The organism is Leifsonia xyli subsp. xyli str. CTCB07, from assembly GCF_000007665.1.
In the GTDB taxonomy this organism is placed as follows: domain Bacteria; phylum Actinomycetota; class Actinomycetes; order Actinomycetales; family Microbacteriaceae; genus Leifsonia; species Leifsonia xyli_C.
This window is the reverse complement of the sequence record NC_006087.1, coordinates 901714-921516: the sequence shown is the minus strand read 5'-3', so window position 1 is coordinate 921516 and position 19803 is coordinate 901714. Positions and strand designations below refer to the sequence as shown.

The following is a 19803-nucleotide window of genomic DNA, read 5'->3' as shown; positions in this document are numbered from 1 at the left end:
GATGACGAAAGGCCGCGCGACCCGGGGGTCGCGCGGCCTTTCTGTGTGAGGTCAGCCTTCGGTGGGACCCTCGCTGGCGGCGTCGTGGCCGTGAGTCTCGGCCTCGTCGGCAAGCACCGGGGCGAGCGAAAGCTTGCCGCGGTCGTCGATCTTGGTGATCTCCACCAGAATCTTCTGACCGATGCTGAGGACGTCGTCGACGCTCTCCACCCGCTTGCCGCCGGCCAGCTTGCGCACCTCGGAGATGTGCAGCAAGCCGTCCTTGCCCGGCAGGAGCGAGACGAACGCACCGAACGCGGCGTTCTTGACGACGGTTCCGAGGAACTGCTCGCCGACCTCCGGGTTGGTGGGGTTGGCGATCACGTTCACCTGGGCGCGGGCCGCCTCGGCCGAAGGGCCGTCGACAGCGCCGATGTAGACGGTGCCGTCCTCATCGATGGAGATGTCGGCGCCGGTCTCGTCCTGGATGGCGTTGATCGTCTTGCCTTTCGGGCCGATCAGCTCGCCGATCTTGTCGACCGGGATCTGAACCGAGATCACACGCGGCGCAGTCGGGGCCATCTCGTCCGGGGCGTCGATCGCGGCGTCGAGCACGCTCAGAATCGTGGTGCGGGCGTCCTTCGCCTGCTTCAAGGCGCTGGCGAGCACCGACGACGGGATGCCGTCGAGCTTCGTGTCGAGCTGGATGGCGGTGACGAACTCGCTGGTTCCGGCGACCTTGAAGTCCATGTCGCCGAGCGCGTCCTCCGCGCCCAGGATGTCGGTCAGCGCCGCGTAGCGGGTCTCACCGTCGATGACATCGGAGATCAGCCCCATAGCGATGCCGGCGACCGGGGCGCGCAGCGGCACACCGGCGTTCAGCAGCGACAGGGTGGACGCGCAAACCGAGCCCATCGAGGTCGAGCCGTTGGAGCTCAGCGCCTCGGAGACCTGGCGGATCGCGTACGGGAACTCCTCGCGGCTCGGCAGCACCGGAACGAGCGCACGCTCGGCGAGGAAGCCGTGCCCGATCTCGCGACGCTTCGGGGAGCCGACGCGACCGGTCTCGCCGGTCGAGTACGGCGGGAAGTTGTAGTGGTGCAGGTAGCGCTTCTTGGTGACTGGCGAGAGCGAGTCGATCTGCTGCTCCATCTTGAGCATGTTCAGCGTGGTGACGCCCAGGATCTGGGTCTCGCCGCGCTGGAAGACCGCCGAGCCGTGGACACGCGGGATGATCTGCACCTCGGCGTCGAGCGGGCGGATGTCGGTCAGGCCGCGGCCGTCGATGCGGACGCCCTCGCGGAGGACGCGGCCGCGCATGACGACCTTCGAGACGGACTTGTACGCCGCCGAGAACTGCGTGAGCGCCTCGGCGTCGAGAGCGCCGGCCTGCGCCTTCTCGGCGAGGGCGGCCTTGACGCGCTCCTTGAGGGCATCGTCGGCGTTCTGGCGCTCGACCTTGTCGGCGATCTGGTAGACGTTCACGAGTTCGTCGTAGGCCAGGGCGGCGACGCTGTCGTAGGTCTCCTGCGAGTAGGGCAGGAACACCGGGTAGTCGGCGATCGCCTTCGCGGACTGTTTGGCGAGGGCCGCCTGGGCGCCGACGAGCTGGCGGATGAACGGCTTGGCCGCCTCCAGCCCCTGGGCGACGACCTCTTCGTTCGGCTTCACCGCACCGCCCTGGATGAGGTTCCAGGAGCCCTCGGTGGCCTCCGCCTCGACCATCATGATCGCGACGTCGCCCTCGGTGCCGTCCTCGTTGGTGAGCACGCGGCCCACCACGATGAGATCGAACACGGCCTCCTCCAGCTGCGAAGCCTTCGGGAACGCGACCCATTGGTCCTCGTGCGCGCCGTTGCCCGGGATGAGCGCCAGGCGCACACCCGCTATGGGTCCGGAGAACGGCAGACCGGAGATCTGCGTGGAGGCGCTGGCCGCGTTGATCGCCAGCGCGTCGTAGAACTCGTCCGGAGCGATGCTGAGGACGGTGACGACGATCTGGACCTCGTTGCGCAGGCCGTCGACGAACGACGGGCGCAGCGGGCGGTCGATCAGGCGGCAGACCAGGATGGCTTCGGTCGACGGCCGGCCCTCACGGCGGAAGAACGAGCCGGGGATCTTGCCGGCGGCGTAGGAGCGCTCCTCAACGTCGACGGTCAGCGGGAAGAAGTCGAAGTTGTCCTTCGGGTGCTTGCTGGCGCTGGTGGCGCTCAGCAGCATGGTTTCCTCGTCGAGGTAGGCGGCGACAGCGCCCTGGGCCTGCTGAGCGATGCGCCCGGTCTCGAACCGGACGGTGCGGGCGCCGAAGCGGCCGTTGTCGAGCATGGCTTCGGCGAATGTGATTTCGGGACCTTCCAAGAGGTCTTTCTCCTTATGTTTAACGTCGCGGCCCCGTTTGGGCGCGACTCTCCTTTGCTCTTCGTATGGAGCGGTGGAGCGAGCAGGCAGTTCGACACGCGAGTGCGTGTACGCGCGGCATCCCAGGCAGGTGCGTGGGCTGAGCCCGTCTGGCCATCAGTAGAAATACACGGCTGCCGATTGCCTGACGGCGAACGCATCCGGATACCACCACCGAGGACCAGCTGCTGCCAGCCTGCTCCGGCGGCCGGCACGCGGCCGACCACCAGAATCCTACCAGGGGACGCTGCATTCCGCCGCGAGGACGGCTGCGTATGACGACAGAGCCCCCGTGTGCTCGTCGATCGGCGCGCATGACGAGACTCCGAGCAGGAGCGGCCCCGGCGCGGCAGGGGACGTTCTCTATTCGCTAGAAACGGGCGCGGTCTCTTCGGCGCATTCCGCAAGCCGTTCACTCCGGCCCCTTCCCCTTTTACAACGCTAGAAATTCTGGCAAGATGTCCGGATGACCAGCACTGTCGCCGATGCCTCCCTGCCCGTCGCGAGCCGCCAGGACGGCAGCCATCCTCGCCCGCAGGCGCTTCGCTCCGCGTGGGCCGAGCTCGACGGCGAGTGGGAATTCGCCTTCGACGACGCCGACAGCGGGCTCAGCGAACGCTGGCAGGAGTCATGCGCCTTCCCGCTGAGCATCCGCGTCCCCTTCCCCTTCGAGTCGGAGCTCTCCGGGATCGGCGACCCCGGCTACCACCCGGTCGTCTGGTACGCCCGGGACCTCACGCCGGGAGAGCTGACCCGCGCCGGGCACAAGTCCGGTCGCCGGCTGATGCTGCGCTTCGGAGCGGTCGACTATCGCTGCCGGGTCTGGGTCGACGGTCACCTCCTCGGCGAGCACGAGGGCGGGCACACTCCGTTCGCCTTCGACGCCACGGACGCGCTCGACACCGGCCGCCCGGTCCATCGCATCGTCCTCCGCGTCGAAGACGACCCGCTGGACGTCGCGCAGCCGCGCGGCAAACAGGAGTGGCTGCCCGAACCGCACGCCATCTGGTACCAGCGCACCAGCGGGATCTGGCAGCCGGTGTGGCTGGAGGCCGTGGACGAACTGCACCTCCGCACCCTGCACTGGACGCCCGACGTCCCCCGCGGCGAGGTGCGGCTGGAACTGGAGCTCAGCCGTCGCCCGACCGGTCCCGCCGAGGTCTCCGTCGCGATCGGACGCGACGGAGACGCGCTCGCCCGGGTCAGCGCGACCTTGACCGACCAGCGCGCCGAGATCGTCATCCCGATCCCCGCGCAGCGCAACGGCCAGGCCCACGAGGAACTGCTCTGGCGCCCCGGCTCCCCCGTGCTGCTCGACGCGACCGTGACCCTGGCAGCCGGCGGCGGAACGCCGTGGCGTCCTACTTCGGAATGCGCTCCACCGCCGTGCGCGGCGGAGAGTTCGTGCTGAACGATCGCCAGCTCTACCTCCGCAGCGTGCTCTACCAGGGCTACTGGACCGAATCCCACCTCGCAAGCCCGAGCGCGGCTGCCCTCCGCGCCGATGTCGAGCTGATCGCAAAGCTCGGTTTCAATGCGGTTCGCATCCACCAGAAGATCGAAGACCCGCGCTTCCTCCACTGGACCGACCGTCTCGGCATCTTCGTCTGGGGCGAAGCGCCCGGGGCGTACGAGTTCGGGCCGCGCGCGCTCGAGCGTACGACCAGCGAGTGGCTGGCCACCCTCGACCGCGACCACTCGCATCCTTCGATCGTGACCTGGGTTCCGCTCAACGAGAGCTGGGGCATGCAGCACATCGCCGCCAGCCGCGCCCAGCGCGAGTTCGCCCGCGGGCTCGCGGCGCTCACCCGGGCGGTCGACCCCACCCGTCCCGTCATCTCGAACGACGGCTGGGAGCACGTCGACTCCGACATGCTGACGCTGCACGACTACGAGGCCGACCCCGCCGTCGTCTGCGCCCGCTACCGCGACGCCGCAGCCCGCGAGCGTCTGCTCTCGGGAGCCGGACCGGCCGGCCGCGCAGTCACGCTGGACGATCAGGGGATCGGTGAGCGCCCGTTCCTGCTGACCGAATTCGGCGGCATCTCGTTCACGACGACATACACGGGCGAGGACGCCTGGGGCTACTCCACCGCCGCCAACGCCGACGAGTTCGCCGACCGCATCGCCGCCCTCGTGGGCGCCGTGCGCGAGAGCGACTTCCTCGCCAGATTCTGCTAAACCCAGTTCAGCGACGCCCGCACCCCCAAGGCGCCGATCGAGCGGCTGCGGGCGGCGATTCTCACGGGCGAGCGGAGTCGCTGAGCCGGTTCCGCCTGGTCCGGCGACCGCGCCGGAGCCTCGCGGCGACAGCAACGGCCGCGATGCCGAACGCGGTGCCGAGCGTGTTCGCCAGCAGGTCGCGCAGGTCACTGACCCGGTCGGGGATGAACAGCTGCGCGAACTCGATCGTCAGCGTCGTGGCCGCCCCGAGCGCGAGAACGAGCCACCACCGCCGGAGGCCGAGCCAGAGCGTCAAGAGCACACCCAAGGGGACGAACAGGAAGATATTGGCCACGAACTCTAGGACAGCAGCATCGATCCAGCTCAGCAGCGACGACTCGGCTAACGCCATCAGAAGCCCCTTGAACAGACTGTTGCGATGCGGGTCCGGCGGGGACGGTTTCAGCGTGATCCACGCGACAGCGAGGAGGTAGAGTGCGGTCACGGCGAAGAGGAGACGGGAGAACATGCGACCATCTTCTCGCATACTGTTATCCAAACACACGGGGAAAATCCACTGAGTCCGCCGTACGCTGGAACAGCTTCGAGACAATGCCCGGACACGGAAACGGGCCGCCATCCTCGGATGGCGGCCCGTTTCCGGAGACGTTCGCGGCGTCGATCGGCCTCCTGGGCCACCGCAAGGATGTGTGACTAGCGGCGAAGGCCAAGGCGCTCGATGAGAGCGCGGTAGCGGCTGATGTCGATGTCCGCGAGGTAGCCGAGGAGACGGCGACGCTGACCGACCAGGAGGAGCAAGCCCCGACGGGAGTGGTGGTCGTGCTTGTGCTCCTTGAGGTGCTCGGTGAGATCCCTGATCCGCTGGGTCAGGATAGCAACCTGGACCTCGGGGGATCCGGTGTCACCAGGGTGGGTAGCGTACTCGTCGATGATCGACTTCTTGGTCTCAGCATCCAGTGCCATTAAAGGAGATCCCCTTTCGTTCATTGCGCGGTGCCCGGGGCCTTCTGCCTGGGCTCTCTTTCTCCGCGGCCGTTGGACGGCAACCGGAAGAGTCTACCAGACAGGCAGATGCGTCCCACCCAGAACCCGGCCGTGTCTCAGCCTTCCACACCGCGCAGCACCGCGTCCACGGCCTCCACGGCGGCGCGGGACGGCGCACCGTCGTCATTGTCCGCCCACCAGAGCAGCGCGGAGAAAGGGGCGGAGCTGAGGGCGTCGGCAAGCACCCGGGCGCGGAGTCCATCGCTCGGGATACCGAGGCGGCGGGCGAGGAAGCCGGCCAGCAGGTCCCGATTGGCGCCCAGGCGGGCGACGCCGAACGCGATCAGCTCAGGATCGGACGCCATCAGGCGCAGGCGCAGACGAGCCGCTTCCCGGGCGCCGGGCTCGAAGTCGAGGGAGTGCGCGAACGCCCGGGCGAGCGTGTCGCGGACCGGCTCGCCCTCCGGCGGCGCGTCGAGGACGGCTCGCATCCGCTCGACGACCGGCTCCAAACCGCCCCAGACGAGTTCGGGCTTGCTCGGAAAGTAACGGAACAACGTTCGCCGGCCGACGCCGGCGAGGGTGGCGATGTCATCCATCGTCGTCGCGTCGTACCCGTGCACGGCGAAGCGGTGGAGCGCGAGGAGGGCGATGCGCTCCGGGTCCACACCGTAGGGACGGCCCCGGCGGCGCGGCGCGGATTCGGCGGCGGGTGAGCTCACCTCCACATTATGGCGGGCGAAGTCGCCTCCACATTATGGCACCGAGTGCTATAACTAGAGAAACGCCCGATCAGACACCGCCGATGTCATCGACCCCACCAGAAGCACAAAAGACCATCGCCCCGTTCGTGGAGGCGGCGGGCGGGCGAGTGGATGCGCTCGCCAACATCGCGGGCATCATGGATGGCTTTCTGCCGTCCGCCGAGATCGACGACGCCCTCTGGGACCACGTGTCCAGCGTGAACGTCTCGAGTGAGCGGGCCTGCGCGGCTCGGCCGTCGGCGCAGCCTACACCGCTTCCAAACACACGGTCATCGGCCTCACCAAGAGCACGAGCGTCCTCTCCGCGCCGAAGGGCGTCCGCGCCAACGCAGTCGCCCCGGCGGCGTTGCGACGAACATCGAGGCGCCGATCCAGTCGGCGTGGGCGGGCGAGCGGCTCGGGCCGATCATGCAGACCACGATTCCCCAGGTCACGCAGCCGGAGCAGTTCGCCGCGGCGATCGGCTGGCTGCTCAGCGACGACTCGGCCAACGTGACCGGTGTCGTGCTGGCGTCGGACGGCGGCTGGTCGGCGGTCTGAGCGGGAGCTCAGCTGACGCCGAGCAGGTCGATCACGAAGATGAGAGTCTTTCCGGAGAGCGGATGACCGCCCCCGGCCGGGCCGTAGGCGAGCGCCGGCGGGACGGTCAGCTTGCGACGGCCGCCGACCTTCATGCCGGGGATGCCGTCCTGCCAGCCTTTGATCAGATTGTTGAGCGGGAAGTCAATGGACTGCCCGCGGCTCCAGGAGGAGTCGAACTCCTCGCCGGAGTCGTACTCGACGCCGAGGTAGTGTACGTCGACCCTGGAACCGGGGGCCGCCTCGGGGCCGGAGCCCTCGACAATGTCGACGATCTCCAGCGTCTCGGGGGCCGGGCCCTCGGGAGCGTCGACCTCAGGCTTCTCGTTGGTGTTCTCTGCCATGACCCCCATCCAACCCGTCCACCCCCGCCGGCGTCAAAAGGTCTTGCGCTCCGGGCGCGCCAGGGGCATCCTGGAAACAGAGCTCGACGCTCCGGGAGAGTTGCAGGAATCGCCGCACCACCGGGCGTCGAGTCTTTTCATGCAACACGCGCGAGGCGCTCCCCCGGCCGAGCGACCCGGCTCAGCCGAACACCTTTCCCGGGTTCAGGATGCCAAGCGGGTCGAACACCGACTTCAGCCTCTGTTGCAGATCGTAGGAGTCCGGCCCGAGTTCCTCGGCCAACCAGCGGCGCTTCAACACGCCGACACCGTGCTCGCCGGTCAGCGTGCCTCCCAGTTGCACGGCCGTGCGGAACAGTTCGCTGGCCGCGTCCCACACCGCCGGCGCCGCCGCCGCGCCCGAGTACACGAAATTGGGGTGCAGATTGCCGTCGCCCGCGTGCGCGACGGTGGGGATCGGAATGCTGTACCGCACCGAGATCCGCTCGATCGCAGCGAACATCTCGGGCATCCGCGACCGCGGCACCGCGACATCCTCGATCAGCACCGACCCCGAAGCGGCGAGCGCGGGGTGGAACGCGCGCCGGATCGCCAGCAACCGCTCCCCCTCCGCTTCGCCGGCGGCCAGGCGGACCGTTCCGCCTGCCTCCTCGACGATGCCGGCGGCCCGCACCCCGTCCGTGTGAGCGGAGGGCCCGTCGAACCTCAGCAGGAGAAAGCTGGAGCACTCGGCGGCGCCGAACGCCGCATGGATCGCCGCTTCCCCCAGGTGCGCTGCGATGCGCTCCAGCGCGGCCGCGTCCAGCAAATCCATGATGGCCGGGCGCAGACGCGAGGTGGTCACCCGCGTGGCCGCGCCGGAGGCGGAAGACATGTCGGGGAAGAGCGCGGCGAGCGTCGTCGGTGGACCCTCCGGGGAGGGCAGCAGGCCCACCGTTGCGCCGACGATCACCCCGAGCGTGCCCTCCGAGCCGACGAGCAGCGAGGTGATGTCGTACCCCGTCACGCCTTTGACGGTGCGGCACCCGGTGTGGATGAGACGCCCGTCCGCAAGCACCACGTCGAGCCCGAGCACCGCCTCCCTCGTGACCCCGTACTTCGCGCACAGCAGCCCGCCCGCGTTCGTGGCGATGTTGCCCCCGACAGTGGAGACCGCCCTGCTGGCGGGGTCCGGCGCGAAGAACAGTCCGTACGGTTCCAGCGCCGTGTTCAGATCGGCGTTGATCACTCCCGGCTCCACGACGGCCAGCTGGTCTTCGGCCGAGATCTCCAGAATGCGGTCCATCCGCTCCAGGCTCAGCACGATCGACCCGGCGGACCCGTTCGCGCCACCGGCGAGCCCGGTTCCCGCCCCGCGCGGGACCACCGGAACGCGGAATTCGCTCGCCGCCCCCATCGTCGCCCGCACATGCTCTACGCGGGTCGCCTCCACCACGGCAAGGGGCAGGCCGTCGGCCGCCCATCCGGAACGATCGGCCCGTTCGGCGTCCAGCCGGGCGGGATCGGTCGTGAGCACTCCCGAGGCGACAGCGGCCTCCCCGAGAGCGGCCGTGAGCCAGTCGATGACGTTCATGATGAGTATCGTACGGCGAACCGGTGATACCGAAGACGGAGCCGCGAGGGGTACGAGCACGGCAAGCGGAAGCGCACAGGCGCCCGATTTCCGCTCCCTCCTGTCCACGCCAGGGCGCTGCCGACGGCGACCTGGCCTGACCGCACGTTTCGCGCCCTGGCGGTTTTCCCCGATAATCTTGGACCGTGAGATTCTCGCACTTGAGCAGAACACCCGACTCGAAACCGCGGCTGGCTGCCGTCATCGGAGACGGAGCTCTGTTCCTCGACGAGATGATGGCGCAGGCGCCCCGAGACCTGCAAGAGCTGATCGAACGCGGAGAGGAAGCACTCACCGACGTCCGAGCACTCGTGAACGAAGCCGTCACAGCCAAGACACCGCTGACGCTGGTGCAGGAACTGCGCCACGCCTCCGCCGTCCTCCGCCCCCCGCAGGTGATCGCCATCGGCGCGAACTACGCGGCTCACGCCTCGGAGCTCAAACTGCGCAGCGAGAAGGCCGCGACCGTGTTCTCGCTCTGGCCGAACTCGCTCGCCGGTCACGGGGGGACCACCTCCTGGCCCGGCGACCTCGCCACACAGGTCGACTACGAGGCCGAACTGGGCGTGATCATCGGCAAACCCGCTCGGGATGTGCTGGCGCAGGATGCCCTAGACTACGTCTGGGGCTACACCGTCGTGAACGACATAACGGCCCGCGACCTGCAATTCTCCGAAGCGCAGTGGTCGCGCTGCAAGTCCTTCGACGGCTTCACGCCCAACGGCCCGGTCGCAGTGACAGCCGACGAGGTGCCGGACCCGCAGGATCTGTGGCTCACCACCAATGTGGACGGCGCCATCCTGCAGGACGCTTCCACCGCCGACATGGTGCGCTCGGTGGCAGAGATCATCGAATTCCTTTCGCGCTCGGCGACCATCCCGGCCGGCACGCTCATCTCGACCGGCAGCCCCGGCGGCGCCGGCTACTCGCGCACCCCTCCCGTCTTCCTCCACGACCGTTCCACGGTGACCGTCTCCATCGGTGGGATCGGCTACCTGACGACACACTGCCGGGTCACCTGACCTCGAGGCCGGCTTGCCCGCAGTCCGGCATCGGCAAGCGTGAGCGCACACTCACCGAGGAGCGAAGCCTCTCCGCGCCGCGGACGCGAGGGCCCTGGGACACGGGGCGGTCTGCCGGGGCGGGCGCAGCCCTGAGCGACGGCCACACACCGAGTGCGAGACACGATCGCGCCGTTCCGGTCTGGCGCGCAATGGCGGGGACCGAGCTGAGCCCGTCCCCGCCAAGACGCCTCACGCCTGCTGGTCGATCACCGGGATGGCTGTCGTGATCGCTTCCAGCCCCGACAGGCGCGCCGGGGACAGCAGGCGCATGACCTCCACACGGCTCATGAGGTTCGCCTCGACCACGAGGTCGGCCACGTTCCGGCCGGTCAGCAGCGCCGATTTCGCGAGCGCGGCCGCGGCCGCGTAGCCGATGTGCGGAGTGAGCGCGGTGATGACGCCGACCGAGGAACCGACCATCCCGCCGAGTCGCTCCTCATTGGCAGTGATGCCGTCCACGCAGTTGACGCGGAGAGTGTGGAACGCCTGAGCCATCCAGGTGATGCTCTGGAGCAGCGAATGGGCGATCACCGGCTCGAAGGCGTTCAGCTGGAGCTGGCCGCCCTCCGCCGCCATCGTGACGGTGACGTCAGCCCCGGCCACCGAGAAGGCGACCTGGTTGACGACCTCGGGGATGACGGGGTTGACTTTGCCCGGCATGATGCTCGAACCGGCCTGACGCGGCGGGAGGTTGATCTCGCCGAGTCCGGCCTGCGGTCCGGAGGAGAGCAGGCGCAGGTCGTTGCAGATCTTCGAGAGTTTGATCGCGCTGCGCTTCAGCGATCCGGAGAACGACATGAAAGCGCCCGCGTCGCTGGTCGATTCGATGAGGTCGGGGGCGGTCTCGAGGCTGAGGCCGGTGATGAGGTTGAGGTGTTTGACCGCCGCAGCGGCATAGCCGGCGTCCGCGGTGATCCCGGTGCCGATCGCTGTGGCGCCAAGGTTGATCTCGGCGAGGAGGGACTTCGTCTCTGTGAGGCGGGCGTGGTCCTCGGTGAGCGTGGTGGCGAAACCGCTGAACTCCTGGCCGAGCGCCATCGGCACGGCATCCTGGAGCTGCGTCCGGCCGACCTTGAGAATGTGCCGGAACTCCGCACCTTTGCTCGCGAATGAGTCGCGGAGCAGCGCCAGCTCGTCCAGGAGATGGCCGAGCGCGAAGGTCAGTCCGATCTTGATCGCCGTCGGGTAGGTGTCATTGGTGCTCTGGCTGCGGTTGACATCGTCGATCGGGCTGAGACGCTGGTACTCGGCCTTGGCGTGGCCGTCGAGTTCCAGGGCGATGTTGGCGATGACCTCATTGGCGTTCATGTTCGTCGAGGTGCCCGCCCCGCCTTGCATGACGCCCACCACGAACTGATCGTGGAACCGGCCGTCGATGATCAGCTGGCAGGCGCGGTCGATGAGGCCGGCCTTGTGCGCGTCCAGCACACCGATCTCGAGGTTGGCGCGCGCGGCGGCCTGCTTGACGCTCGCGAGGGCCACGATGAGGTCGGGGTACACGGAGATCGGGCGCTTGGCGATCGGGAAATTCTCGAGCGCCCGGGAGGTGTGAACACCCCAATAGGCGTCGGCGGGGATGTCGCGGGCGCCCAGCGAATCGGTCTCGACCCGCACGTCACGGCCCTCGACGACCGGGGCTGGGACATCGGGGACGTTCTCCGATGCGTCGATCGCGGGCGGGTGCTGGGTGTGGTGTTCATCCATCGTCGTTGCGGGGTCCACGCTTGGCTCCGTTGCCTCTCGTTGTGCGGTGGCATGCTGTCTGTGCCAGCGGTTTCGTGCCCGCCTGCACTGCTACTCTACCGCTCGATCACGGCGGTGGCTTCGACACCGCGTATGGTATTCCAGACAATGTTCGACATGCTGTACAGAATCCCACCCTCCAGTGCGAACGCAGCACGTCCCCGGCTTCGACAGCGGCACGCACCTCCGTTCCCTGGCATTCATGGCGGGTCAGGACAGCGGCTCCTCTCTTTCCTGCGGTGGGGAGCGGGAGGCTGTGGGTTAGGGAAGGGGGCGGTATTCGAGGTCGAAGATGGAGTGGCCGAGCTTTTCGCCGCGGCGCTCGAACTTGGTGACCGGGCGCGCCTCGGGGCGTGGGATGAAGGCGCCCGGCCCGGCGACGTTCACGAGGACAGGCTCGGCGTCCAGGACCGCGAGCATGTGATCGGCGTACGGCTCCCAATCGGTCGCGAGGCGGAGCACGCCATCGGCGGCGAGCGCGCGGGCGAGCAGCCGGACGACATCCGGCTGAACGAGCCGGCGCCGATGGTGCCTGGCCTTCGGCCACGGGTCTGGGAAGAAGAGAAGCGCCTCGGCCACGCTTCCAGCCGAGAGCCCGGTCTCGAAGACCTCGACCGCATCGTGCCTGATCACCCGGATGTTGGACAGCCCGCGCTCGCGCATCGCCGCGAACACACGCCCGACGCCCGCGCCGTGAACCTCGACCCCGAGGAAGTCCCGCTCGGGGTGCCGTTCGGCGAGGGCGAGCAGGTTCTCGCCGTTCCCGAAGCCGATCTCGACCGTGCGGGGCGCGGTGCGGCCGAAGAGCGCGTCGAGGTCGAGCAAGCCGCCGGCGAAGTCCACGCCGAACGCCGGCCAGAACTCCGCGATGGCCCGCTGCTGCGCGTCGGTCTTCCGCCCACGCACAACGTAGCTGCGCGGACGGACGAGAGGGGCGGGTTCCATCCCTCCATTGTCGCAGGCGCGGAAATGTCGGTGGAACGCGAACGACCGGCGGGGTCGCCGGGGATGGGGCGGGCTACCCGAGCAGCGCCTCGATCGGCCCGCGCGCGAAGTACACGAGGAACCCGGCCGCGACGATCCACAGCAGCGGGCTGATCTCCCGTGCTTTGCCCGAGAGCGAGCGGACAAGGACCCAGCTGAGAAAACCGACGCCGATGCCATTGGCGATGGAGTAGGTCAGCGGCATCACAATGATGGTCAGGAACACCGGGAGCGTGCTCGAGAATTCGCCGAAGTCGATGTGGCGGATCTGCACAACCATCAGGGCGCCGACGATGACGAGCGCCGCGGCGGCGACCTCGGAGGGGACAACGTTCGTGAGGGGCGTGAAGAACATCGCGAGGAGGAACAACACACCGGTGACGACGCTGGCGAACCCGGTACGGGCGCCCTCGCCGATGCCGGAGGCGGACTCCACGAAGACCGTGTTGGAAGACGAGGAGGTGCCGCCGCCGACCACGGCTCCGACACCTTCCACGATGAGGGCAGACTGAAGCCGGGGGAAGGCGCCGTCCTCGCCGGCCAGGCCGGCGCTGCGGGCGAGGCCGGTCATGGAGCCCATCGCGTCGAAGAAATTGGTGAAGACGAGCGTGAAGACGAGCATGGTCACCGAGAGCGCACCGATGCGGCCGAGGGAACCGAAGAGGTCGAACTGGCCGACGAGGCTGAGGTCGGGAAGGCTGACGAGCGAGGTCGGCGGCTGCGGGACGGTGAGATTCCACCCACCCGGGTTCTTGCCGCCGAGGGACGGGCCGAGTTGCCAGACGGCCTCGACCACGATGGCGATCGCGGTGGCCGCCACGATGCCGATGAGGAGCACACCCTTGACCTTCCGGGCCATCAGCACGCCCATGACGATGAGCGCGATCAGGAAGACGACGGTCGGCAGCGTGGCGATGGAGCCGGACTCGCCCAGCTGAACGGGCGGGGAGGCGCTATCGGTGCTGCGCACGAAGGCGCTGTCCACGAAGCCGATGAAGGCGATGAAGAGGCCGATGCCGACGGTGATGGCGGTCTTCAGCTGCGGCGGGACCGCGTTGAAGATGAGGCGGCGCAGACCCGTGGCGGCGAGCAGCACGATGAGAAGCCCGTTGATGACGACGAGGCCCATCGCCTCCTGCCAGGTGAGCACCTCGACCACGTTGACCGCGAGGAACGAGTTGATGCCGAGTCCGGCCGCGAAGGCGAAGGGCAGCCGGGCAACGAGGCCAAACAGCACGGTCATCGCGCCGGCGCTCAGTGCGGTGACGGCGGCGACCTGCTGGCTCTGCAGCGAGTGGCCGGTGACATCGGGGTTACCGCTCAGGATGAGGGGGTTCAGAATGACGATGTACGCCATCGTCACAAACGTCAGCACACCGCCGCTCACCTCAGTCGCCCAGGTGGTGCCGCGCGCACTGATCTCGAAGAACCGGTCGAAGCGGCCGCGAGTCATCGGCTCGGGCGCGGAGGTCGGTGCGGAAATGGTCGTCTCCCGTAGTATCTCGTAGGGCTGGTGGCTGAACGCAGGACAGCCGCAGCGCGATGCGCTCGCGACAAGCTTAAATGCCTCAAGCCCATTCCCAGACGACGAAGGACGAGTATGGCCCTGCCCTGGAAGCTGCACGGAGACGGCCGCGCCGTCGACGCCCACGAGATCGTCTTGCCGGGCGAGCGTCTGACGTGGCCGCGCACGATCGGCCTGGGCGCGCAACACGTCGTCGCGATGTTCGGCGCGACGTTCCTGGTGCCGCTGCTGACGGGCTTCCCGCCGAGCACGACACTGCTGTTCTCAGGGGTGGGCACCATCCTGTTCCTCCTGATCACGCGCAACAAGCTCCCCAGCTACCTGGGCTCCTCGTTCGCGTTCATCGTTCCGATCGTCGCCGCGACCAAGGGCCACGGGATGCCGTCCGCCCTGTTCGGGATCGTCGCTACCGGTGTGCTGCTCGCGCTCGTCGGCCTCATCGTCGTCGCGACCGGCACGAAGTGGATCGACGCGCTCATGCCGCCGGTGGTCGCGGGTGCGATCGTCGCGCTGATCGGGTTCAACCTCGCGCCAGCCGCGAAGAACAACTTCGTGCAGGCGCCGGTGACCGCGCTCGTCACGCTGACCGCCGTCATCCTGTGTACGGTGCTGTTCCGCGGGATGCTGGGGCGCCTGTCGATCTTCCTCGGCGTCGCGGTCGGATACGTCTTCGCGATCATCGTCGGCGAGGTGAACTTCGGCAAGGTCGCCTCAGCGCAGTGGATCGGACTGCCGCAGTTCGCGCTCCCGGCGAACCCGTTCGCGGAAACGGCTGCGACCTGGGGCGTCCTGCCGGCCTTCCTCCCCGTCGTACTCGTGCTGATCGCCGAGAACGTCGGCCACATCCGCGGAGTGGCGCAGCTGACGGATCCGTCGGTCAACCGGCTCACCGGCCGCGCGCTGATGGCCGACGGCATCGCCACCACGGTCGCGGGACTCTTCGGCGGCTCGGGGACGACCACCTACGGCGAGAACATCGGCGTCATGGCGGCCACCCGCGTCTACTCCACCGCGGCGTACTGGGTGGCGGGCATCGTGGCGGTGCTGCTGGGCCTCTCCCCCAAGGTCGGTGCGGTGATCAACACCATCCCGGCAGGCGTGCTCGGCGGCGTGACCACAGCGCTCTACGGCCTGATCGGCATCATCGGCGTGAAGATCTGTCTGGACAACAAAGTGGACTTCTCCCGCCCGGTCAACCAGTTCACCGCCGCGACCGCACTCATCATCGGCATCGGCGACTTCACTCTGAACCTCGGCCAGCTGACCTTCAACGGCATCGCACTCGGCGCTCTCGCGGCGATCGTCGTCTACCACGTCATGAACGCGATCGCGCGTGTGCGCGAGACGGCGTGAGCGCGGTCAGCCCTGGAAGTACGGGATGATCAGATACAGCCCATACAGCACCGCGAGGCCACAGACCGGGAAGCAGGCGTAAGCCCCGCTCAGGGCGGCGCGTTTCTGACCGTCGCTGAGCGGATTCTTGCGCCGGGCCTTGTCCGCCTTCTTCTGGGCCTTAGCGGCCTCCTCCGGGGTGATCACGGTGATCGCGTCGGTGAACTCGGCAGGCTCCACGAAGAGCCCGCGGCCAGCGACGGCGAGCAGCCGGGTCCCGAGTGAGTAGAAGCCGACGACGACGCACGATCCGAGGAGGGAGGCAGCGAAGACAGCGAGGAACTGGATGGCGGCGCTCATGCGCTCTTCCTCCCGCTGGTGTCCTTCTTGAGCGGTTTGACCTTCTTGATCTTGACGATCCGGCCGGAGGCGGCGACCTCGCTCTGCCCCTGCACGGGCGCAAGCTCGACAGCGGTCTCGCTGGAGACCCTGCTGCGGCGCGAACGCCAGAAGATGAAGACCACCACGGCGGTGCCGGCGACGGCGTCGATCAGGACACCGGCCGGGCCGGCCGAACCGATCAGCGCAGCGACGGCACCGACGATTCCGGCGGTGGGAAGCGTCATGACCCAGCCGATGGCGATCCGCCCGGCGGTACCCCAGCCCACCGAGGCGCCGCGGCGGCCGAGGCCGGACCCGATGACCGAGCCGGAGGCGACCTGCGTGGTCGAGAGGGCGAAGCCGAGATGGCTGGACGCGAGGATCGTAGCCGCCGTGCTCGTCTCGGCGGCGAAGCCCTGCGCCGGTTTGACCTCGGTGAGGCCCCGGCCGAGGGTGCGGATGATGCGCCAGCCGCCGGAGTACGTTCCGATGGCGATGGCGAGGGCGCAGGCGACGACGACCCACAGCTCTGGCCCGCTGTCGGTGGGCTGGAGACCGGCCGCGATGAGCGTCAGGGTGATGACACCCATCGTCTTCTGGGCGTCGTTCGTGCCGTGTGAGAGAGCGACCAGGGAGGAGGAGAAGATCTGACCGTAGCGGAAGCCGCCGCGGCCGTCCGGGCGGCCGTCGTAGCGGCGAGTGACCGCGTAGGCGAGCCTGGTGGCCGCGTAGGCGACGACGCCCGCCGTGAGCGGGGCGATCAGAGCGGGCAGGATGACCTTCTCGACCACGACCAGGACGTTGATGGAGGCGAGACCGGCGCCGACGATCGCAGCTCCGATCAGGCCGCCGAACAGCGCATGGCTGGACGAGGACGGCAGGCCGAAGAGCCAGGTCACCATGTTCCAGACGATGGCGCCGACCAAACCGGCGAAGATCAGCTCCGGTGTGATCAGGACACCGACCGGGCCCTCGTTGATCATGCCGGCGGAGATCGTCTTCGCGACCTCCGTGGAGAGGAAGGCGCCGATCAGGTTGAGCACCGCGGCGAGCGCGACTGCGACTTTCGGCCGCATCGCGCCGGTGGCGATCGGCGTGGCCATCGCATTGGCCGTGTCGTGGAAACCGTTGGTGAAGTCGAAGAAGAGAGCCAGCGCAATGACCAGCACGACGATGAGGGTGAGATCCACCGTTTTCTTTCTCGCGTGGAGGACGGACGCCCCGGCGGGAGTTCACCGGGGTTTCATGCAGGGAGGCTGGCTTGGTGAAGCAACCGTTTCGATACTCACACGGCGATGGGCGTGCGTCAAACCGTCACAGCCGGTTCACACCGGTGACCCGGAGCACCGCGCTCCCGGCGGCCGCCGAGGCCGGAAGGAGCACCTCGGCGGAGATGCCCCAATCGTGGTCGCCGGCCGGGTCCGCGAGAATCTGCCGGACCCGCCAGACACCCTCGGCGGAAGCGGCCGTCTCATCCACGACGAGCATCGCGGCCGAGCGCGCGGCGGCGTCGGTGCCGATGTCGTCGTGGTCGGCGTAGTAGTCCCCGAGGGCAGCGTCCCAGTCCTGTTCGGTGAAGGACGGCGCGGATGCCCCGGCGAGGGCTGCCGCCTCGGCCTCGAGCGCGGCGAGCTCGCTGACGCGGTCGAGGGCGGCGAGCTGGACGCGGCGGAACAGTTCGTTGCGGGCCAGGACGAAGAAAGCGCGCCGGTTCGCGGTGACAGTGCGCGGCGCGGGCGGGACGAGCTCGCCGGCCTCGGCGCTGTGACGGACGGCATCGGGATGGACGAGCTCCTCCCATTCGTCGAGCAGGCTCGAGTCGACCTGGCGCACCAGCTCGCCGAGCCACTCGATGATGTCACGAAGCTCCTCCGTGCGGAGGTCGAGCGGGACGGTCTGCCCGAGCGCGCGGTAGGCGTCGGAGAGGTAACGCAGCACGACGCCCTCCGAGCGGGCGAGCTTGTAGAACGAGACGAACTCGCCGAAAGTCATCGCGCGCTCGTAAAGGTCGCGGACGACCGATTTGGGGCGCAGCTCGAAGTCGGCGACCCAGGGCTGGCTGGAAGCGTAGGTGAGGAAGGCTTCGTCCAGGAGCCCAGCGAGCGGCCGGGGATGGGTGACCTCTTCCAGCGCCTCCATCCGCTCCTGGTAGTCCACCCCGTCTGCCTTCATCTCCGCAACCGCCTCGCCGCGCGCCTGGAACTGCTGGGCGGAGAGCACCGGCCGGGGATCGTCCAGCGTCGCCTCGACCACCGAGACCAGGTCCAGCGCGAACGTCGGGCTCTCCGAATCGAACAGCTCGAACGCGGCGAGAGCGAACGGCGAGAGCGGCTGGTTGAGCGCGAAATTGGGTTGCAGATCGACGGTCAGCCGAATGCGCCCGGCCACGACCTCCACAACGCCCGCGGTCACGAGCGAGCGGTACAGGCCGAGCGCGCGCCGGGCGAGGGCGAGCTGCCGCTTCCGCGGCTCGTGGTTGTCGAACACCAGCGCACGGACGTGCTCGAAGACGTCGCCACCGCGCGCGATCACATTGATCAGCATCGCACTGGTGATCTGCATCGAGGAGGTGAGCGTCTCCGGCTCCGCCTCGATCAGCTTCCGGAACGACGGCTCGCCCCAGGAGACGAAACCCTCCGGCGCTTTCTTGCGGACGATCTTGCGCCGCTTCTTCGGGTCGTCGCCGGCCTTCTCCAGCGCTTTGAGGTTCTCGCTCTCGTGCTCGGGAGCCTGGGCGACGACAGTTCCGGCCGTGTCATAGCCGGCCCGGCCCGCCCGGCCAGCGATCTGGTGGAACTCGCGGGCGTTGAGCTGCCGCGTCCGGGCGCCGTCGAACTTGGTGAGCGCGGTGAGGAGCACCGTGCGGATCGGGACGTTGATGCCGACGCCCAGCGTGTCGGTGCCGCAGATGACGTGCAGCATCCCGCGCTGGGCGAGCTGCTCGACCAGGCGGCGGTACTTCGGCAGCATCCCCGCATGATGCACACCGACGCCCTGACGCAGCAGCCGCGAGAGGGTGCGGCCGAACGCCGTCGTGAAACGGAAGCCGCCGATCGCCTCGGCGATCGCAGCCCGGTGCTCGCGGCTGGCGATCGTGGCGCTGGAGAGCGACTGCGCACGCTCCAGCGCGGCGAGCTGCGAGAAGTGGACGACGTAGACCGGCGCCTGCCCGGTGTGCAGCAGGTCGTCGATGGTCTCGTGGAGAGGGGCCGTCTCGTAGAAGTAGTGCAGCGGGACCGGCCGCTCGACGCCGGTCACCGTGGCGGTCTCGCGCCCGGTGCGGCGGCTGAGATCCTCGGCGAGCGCGGTCACATCGCCGAGGGTGGCGGACATGAGCACGAACTGGGCACGGCTCAGGATGAGCAGCGGAACCTGCCACGCCCAGCCGCGCCCGGGATCGGCGTAGAAGTGGAACTCGTCCATGACGACCTGGCCGACCGGCGTCTCCGCGCCGTGGCGGAGGGCGAGGTTCGCGAGGATCTCGGCGGTGCAGCAGATGATCGGCGCGTCCGGGTTGACCGCGGAGTCGCCCGTCATCATACCGACGTTCTCAGCGCCGAAGATGTCGACGAGCGCGAAGAACTTCTCCGAGACCAGCGCCTTGAATCGGAGCGGTGTAGAAGCTGCGTTCGCCGCGGGCGAGGGCGGCGAAGTGCGCAGCGACGGCGACAAGCGACTTCCCGGTGCCGGTGGGGGTCGAGAGGATCAGGTTCGCTCCGCCGACGACCTCAATCGCCGACTCGTCCTGCGCGGGATACAGCGCGAACCCACCCGCCTCCGCCCACGCGACGAACGCCTCATAGACCGCATCCTCGCCGACGCTGCCGGGACCGCTCCAACCGGGGAGGGCGCTGGGGTGGAGGGTCATGGTCCCCCAAGGACAACATCCAAGGAGGCCTCCTTGAACATTGATTCAACGGGAAAAATAGGC

General features: G+C 68.5%; 16 protein-coding genes and 2 pseudogenes. 6 read left to right on the top strand and 12 right to left on the bottom strand.

The annotated features are described in order from the left end of the window. Positions 1-51: 51 nt before the first annotated feature. A complete protein-coding gene (locus LXX_RS04495; RefSeq protein WP_011185791.1) occupies positions 52-2337 on the bottom strand; it encodes a polyribonucleotide nucleotidyltransferase in 2286 nt (761 codons plus the stop codon). A gap of 505 nt (positions 2338-2842) precedes the next feature. On the opposite strand from LXX_RS04495, the gene LXX_RS15430 reads away from it, so the two are divergent. Both LXX_RS15430 and LXX_RS15425 read left to right on the top strand, forming a co-directional pair. Then, entirely contained in the window at positions 2843-3787 is a 945-nt protein-coding gene (locus LXX_RS15430) for a sugar-binding domain-containing protein (RefSeq protein WP_223227720.1), read from the top strand. After that, positions 3748-4557 carry a glycoside hydrolase family 2 TIM barrel-domain containing protein gene (locus tag LXX_RS15425; RefSeq protein WP_223227719.1) on the top strand — a complete coding sequence of 270 codons (810 nt, stop codon included), beginning with the start codon at positions 3748-3750 and terminating at the stop codon, positions 4555-4557. The genes LXX_RS15430 and LXX_RS15425 overlap by 40 nt, the downstream gene beginning before the upstream one ends. Positions 4558-4618: 61 nt before the next feature. Here the strand turns inward: LXX_RS15425 and LXX_RS04485 are convergent, their stop codons facing one another. The 3 genes from LXX_RS04485 to LXX_RS04475 all read right to left on the bottom strand — a co-directional run bounded on the left by LXX_RS04485 (position 4619) and on the right by LXX_RS04475 (position 6266). Then, positions 4619-5068, bottom strand: coding sequence for a VanZ family protein (locus LXX_RS04485; protein WP_176714821.1), 450 nt, complete (start codon positions 5066-5068; stop codon positions 4619-4621). Between the two features lie 185 nt (positions 5069-5253). Next, positions 5254-5523, bottom strand: coding sequence for a 30S ribosomal protein S15 (rpsO, locus tag LXX_RS04480; RefSeq protein ID WP_011185789.1), 270 nt, complete (start codon positions 5521-5523; stop codon positions 5254-5256). A 137-nt stretch (positions 5524-5660) separates the two neighbouring features. Further along, entirely contained in the window at positions 5661-6266 is a 606-nt protein-coding gene (locus LXX_RS04475; RefSeq protein WP_011185788.1) for a TetR family transcriptional regulator, read from the bottom strand. 262 nt (positions 6267-6528) lie between these two features. On the opposite strand from LXX_RS04475, the pseudogene LXX_RS16620 reads away from it, so the two are divergent. After that, a pseudogene (locus tag LXX_RS16620) lies at positions 6529-6630 on the top strand (short-chain dehydrogenase); the annotation flags it as partial. A gap of 86 nt (positions 6631-6716) precedes the next feature. Then, complete coding sequence (locus LXX_RS16615; RefSeq protein ID WP_370558464.1) at positions 6717-6848, top strand: hypothetical protein; 132 nt, start codon at positions 6717-6719, stop codon at positions 6846-6848. A gap of 8 nt (positions 6849-6856) precedes the next feature. On the opposite strand, the gene LXX_RS04465 is transcribed toward LXX_RS16615, so the two are convergent. Both LXX_RS04465 and LXX_RS04460 read right to left on the bottom strand, forming a co-directional pair. Further along, a complete protein-coding gene (locus LXX_RS04465; protein WP_041767344.1) occupies positions 6857-7231 on the bottom strand; it encodes an FKBP-type peptidyl-prolyl cis-trans isomerase in 375 nt (124 codons plus the stop codon). 181 nt (positions 7232-7412) lie between these two features. Beyond that, complete coding sequence (locus LXX_RS04460) at positions 7413-8804, bottom strand: FAD-binding oxidoreductase (protein ID WP_041767342.1); 1392 nt, start codon at positions 8802-8804, stop codon at positions 7413-7415. A 185-nt stretch (positions 8805-8989) separates the two neighbouring features. On the opposite strand from LXX_RS04460, the gene LXX_RS04455 reads away from it, so the two are divergent. Next, positions 8990-9865: a fumarylacetoacetate hydrolase family protein gene (locus LXX_RS04455; protein ID WP_011185785.1), complete on the top strand. Its 876-nt coding sequence runs from the start codon at positions 8990-8992 to the stop codon at positions 9863-9865. A gap of 231 nt (positions 9866-10096) precedes the next feature. Here the strand turns inward: LXX_RS04455 and LXX_RS04450 are convergent, their stop codons facing one another. From LXX_RS04450 to LXX_RS04440, 3 genes are all read right to left on the bottom strand, one after another. Next, on the bottom strand, positions 10097-11611 hold the full coding sequence (locus LXX_RS04450; protein WP_050737848.1) for an aspartate ammonia-lyase: 1515 nt from the start codon (positions 11609-11611) through the stop codon (positions 10097-10099). A 300-nt stretch (positions 11612-11911) separates the two neighbouring features. After that, complete coding sequence (gene trmB, locus LXX_RS04445; RefSeq protein WP_011185783.1) at positions 11912-12595, bottom strand: tRNA (guanosine(46)-N7)-methyltransferase TrmB; 684 nt, start codon at positions 12593-12595, stop codon at positions 11912-11914. Positions 12596-12668: 73 nt separating this feature from the next. After that, complete coding sequence (locus tag LXX_RS04440; protein WP_011185782.1) at positions 12669-14087, bottom strand: NCS2 family permease; 1419 nt, start codon at positions 14085-14087, stop codon at positions 12669-12671. Positions 14088-14234: 147 nt separating this feature from the next. Between LXX_RS04440 and LXX_RS04435 the strand changes: the two genes are divergently transcribed. After that, a complete protein-coding gene (locus LXX_RS04435) occupies positions 14235-15512 on the top strand; it encodes a uracil-xanthine permease family protein (RefSeq protein WP_011185781.1) in 1278 nt (425 codons plus the stop codon). A gap of 6 nt (positions 15513-15518) precedes the next feature. Here the strand turns inward: LXX_RS04435 and LXX_RS04430 are convergent, their stop codons facing one another. From LXX_RS04430 to LXX_RS04420, 3 genes and pseudogenes are all read right to left on the bottom strand, one after another. Next, positions 15519-15851, bottom strand: coding sequence for a hypothetical protein (locus LXX_RS04430; RefSeq protein ID WP_011185780.1), 333 nt, complete (start codon positions 15849-15851; stop codon positions 15519-15521). Beyond that, positions 15848-17062, bottom strand: a complete 1215-nt coding sequence (locus LXX_RS04425; RefSeq protein ID WP_011185779.1) for an inorganic phosphate transporter — start codon at positions 17060-17062, stop codon at positions 15848-15850. The genes LXX_RS04430 and LXX_RS04425 overlap by 4 nt, the downstream gene beginning before the upstream one ends. A gap of 124 nt (positions 17063-17186) precedes the next feature. Beyond that, positions 17187-19740 (bottom strand): annotated as a pseudogene (locus tag LXX_RS04420) (DEAD/DEAH box helicase). Positions 19741-19803: the final 63 nt, after the last annotated feature.

Coding starts and splice junctions, on each gene's coding strand:
- LXX_RS04465 (WP_041767344.1), bottom strand. CDS start 7,231: ATGGCAGAGAACACCAACGAGAAGCCTGAGGTCGACGCTCCCGAGGGC.
- LXX_RS15425 (WP_223227719.1), top strand. CDS start 3,748: ATGCGCTCCACCGCCGTGCGCGGCGGAGAGTTCGTGCTGAACGATCGC.
- trmB (WP_011185783.1), bottom strand. CDS start 12,595: ATGGAACCCGCCCCTCTCGTCCGTCCGCGCAGCTACGTTGTGCGTGGG.
- LXX_RS04450 (WP_050737848.1), bottom strand. CDS start 11,611: ATGGATGAACACCACACCCAGCACCCGCCCGCGATCGACGCATCGGAG.
- LXX_RS04430 (WP_011185780.1), bottom strand. CDS start 15,851: ATGAGCGCCGCCATCCAGTTCCTCGCTGTCTTCGCTGCCTCCCTCCTC.
- LXX_RS04460 (WP_041767342.1), bottom strand. CDS start 8,804: ATGAACGTCATCGACTGGCTCACGGCCGCTCTCGGGGAGGCCGCTGTC.
- LXX_RS04440 (WP_011185782.1), bottom strand. CDS start 14,087: ATGACTCGCGGCCGCTTCGACCGGTTCTTCGAGATCAGTGCGCGCGGC.
- LXX_RS04485 (WP_176714821.1), bottom strand. CDS start 5,068: ATGTTCTCCCGTCTCCTCTTCGCCGTGACCGCACTCTACCTCCTCGCT.
- LXX_RS15430 (WP_223227720.1), top strand. CDS start 2,843: ATGACCAGCACTGTCGCCGATGCCTCCCTGCCCGTCGCGAGCCGCCAG.
- LXX_RS04435 (WP_011185781.1), top strand. CDS start 14,235: ATGGCCCTGCCCTGGAAGCTGCACGGAGACGGCCGCGCCGTCGACGCC.
- rpsO (WP_011185789.1), bottom strand. CDS start 5,523: ATGGCACTGGATGCTGAGACCAAGAAGTCGATCATCGACGAGTACGCT.
- LXX_RS16615 (WP_370558464.1), top strand. CDS start 6,717: ATGCAGACCACGATTCCCCAGGTCACGCAGCCGGAGCAGTTCGCCGCG.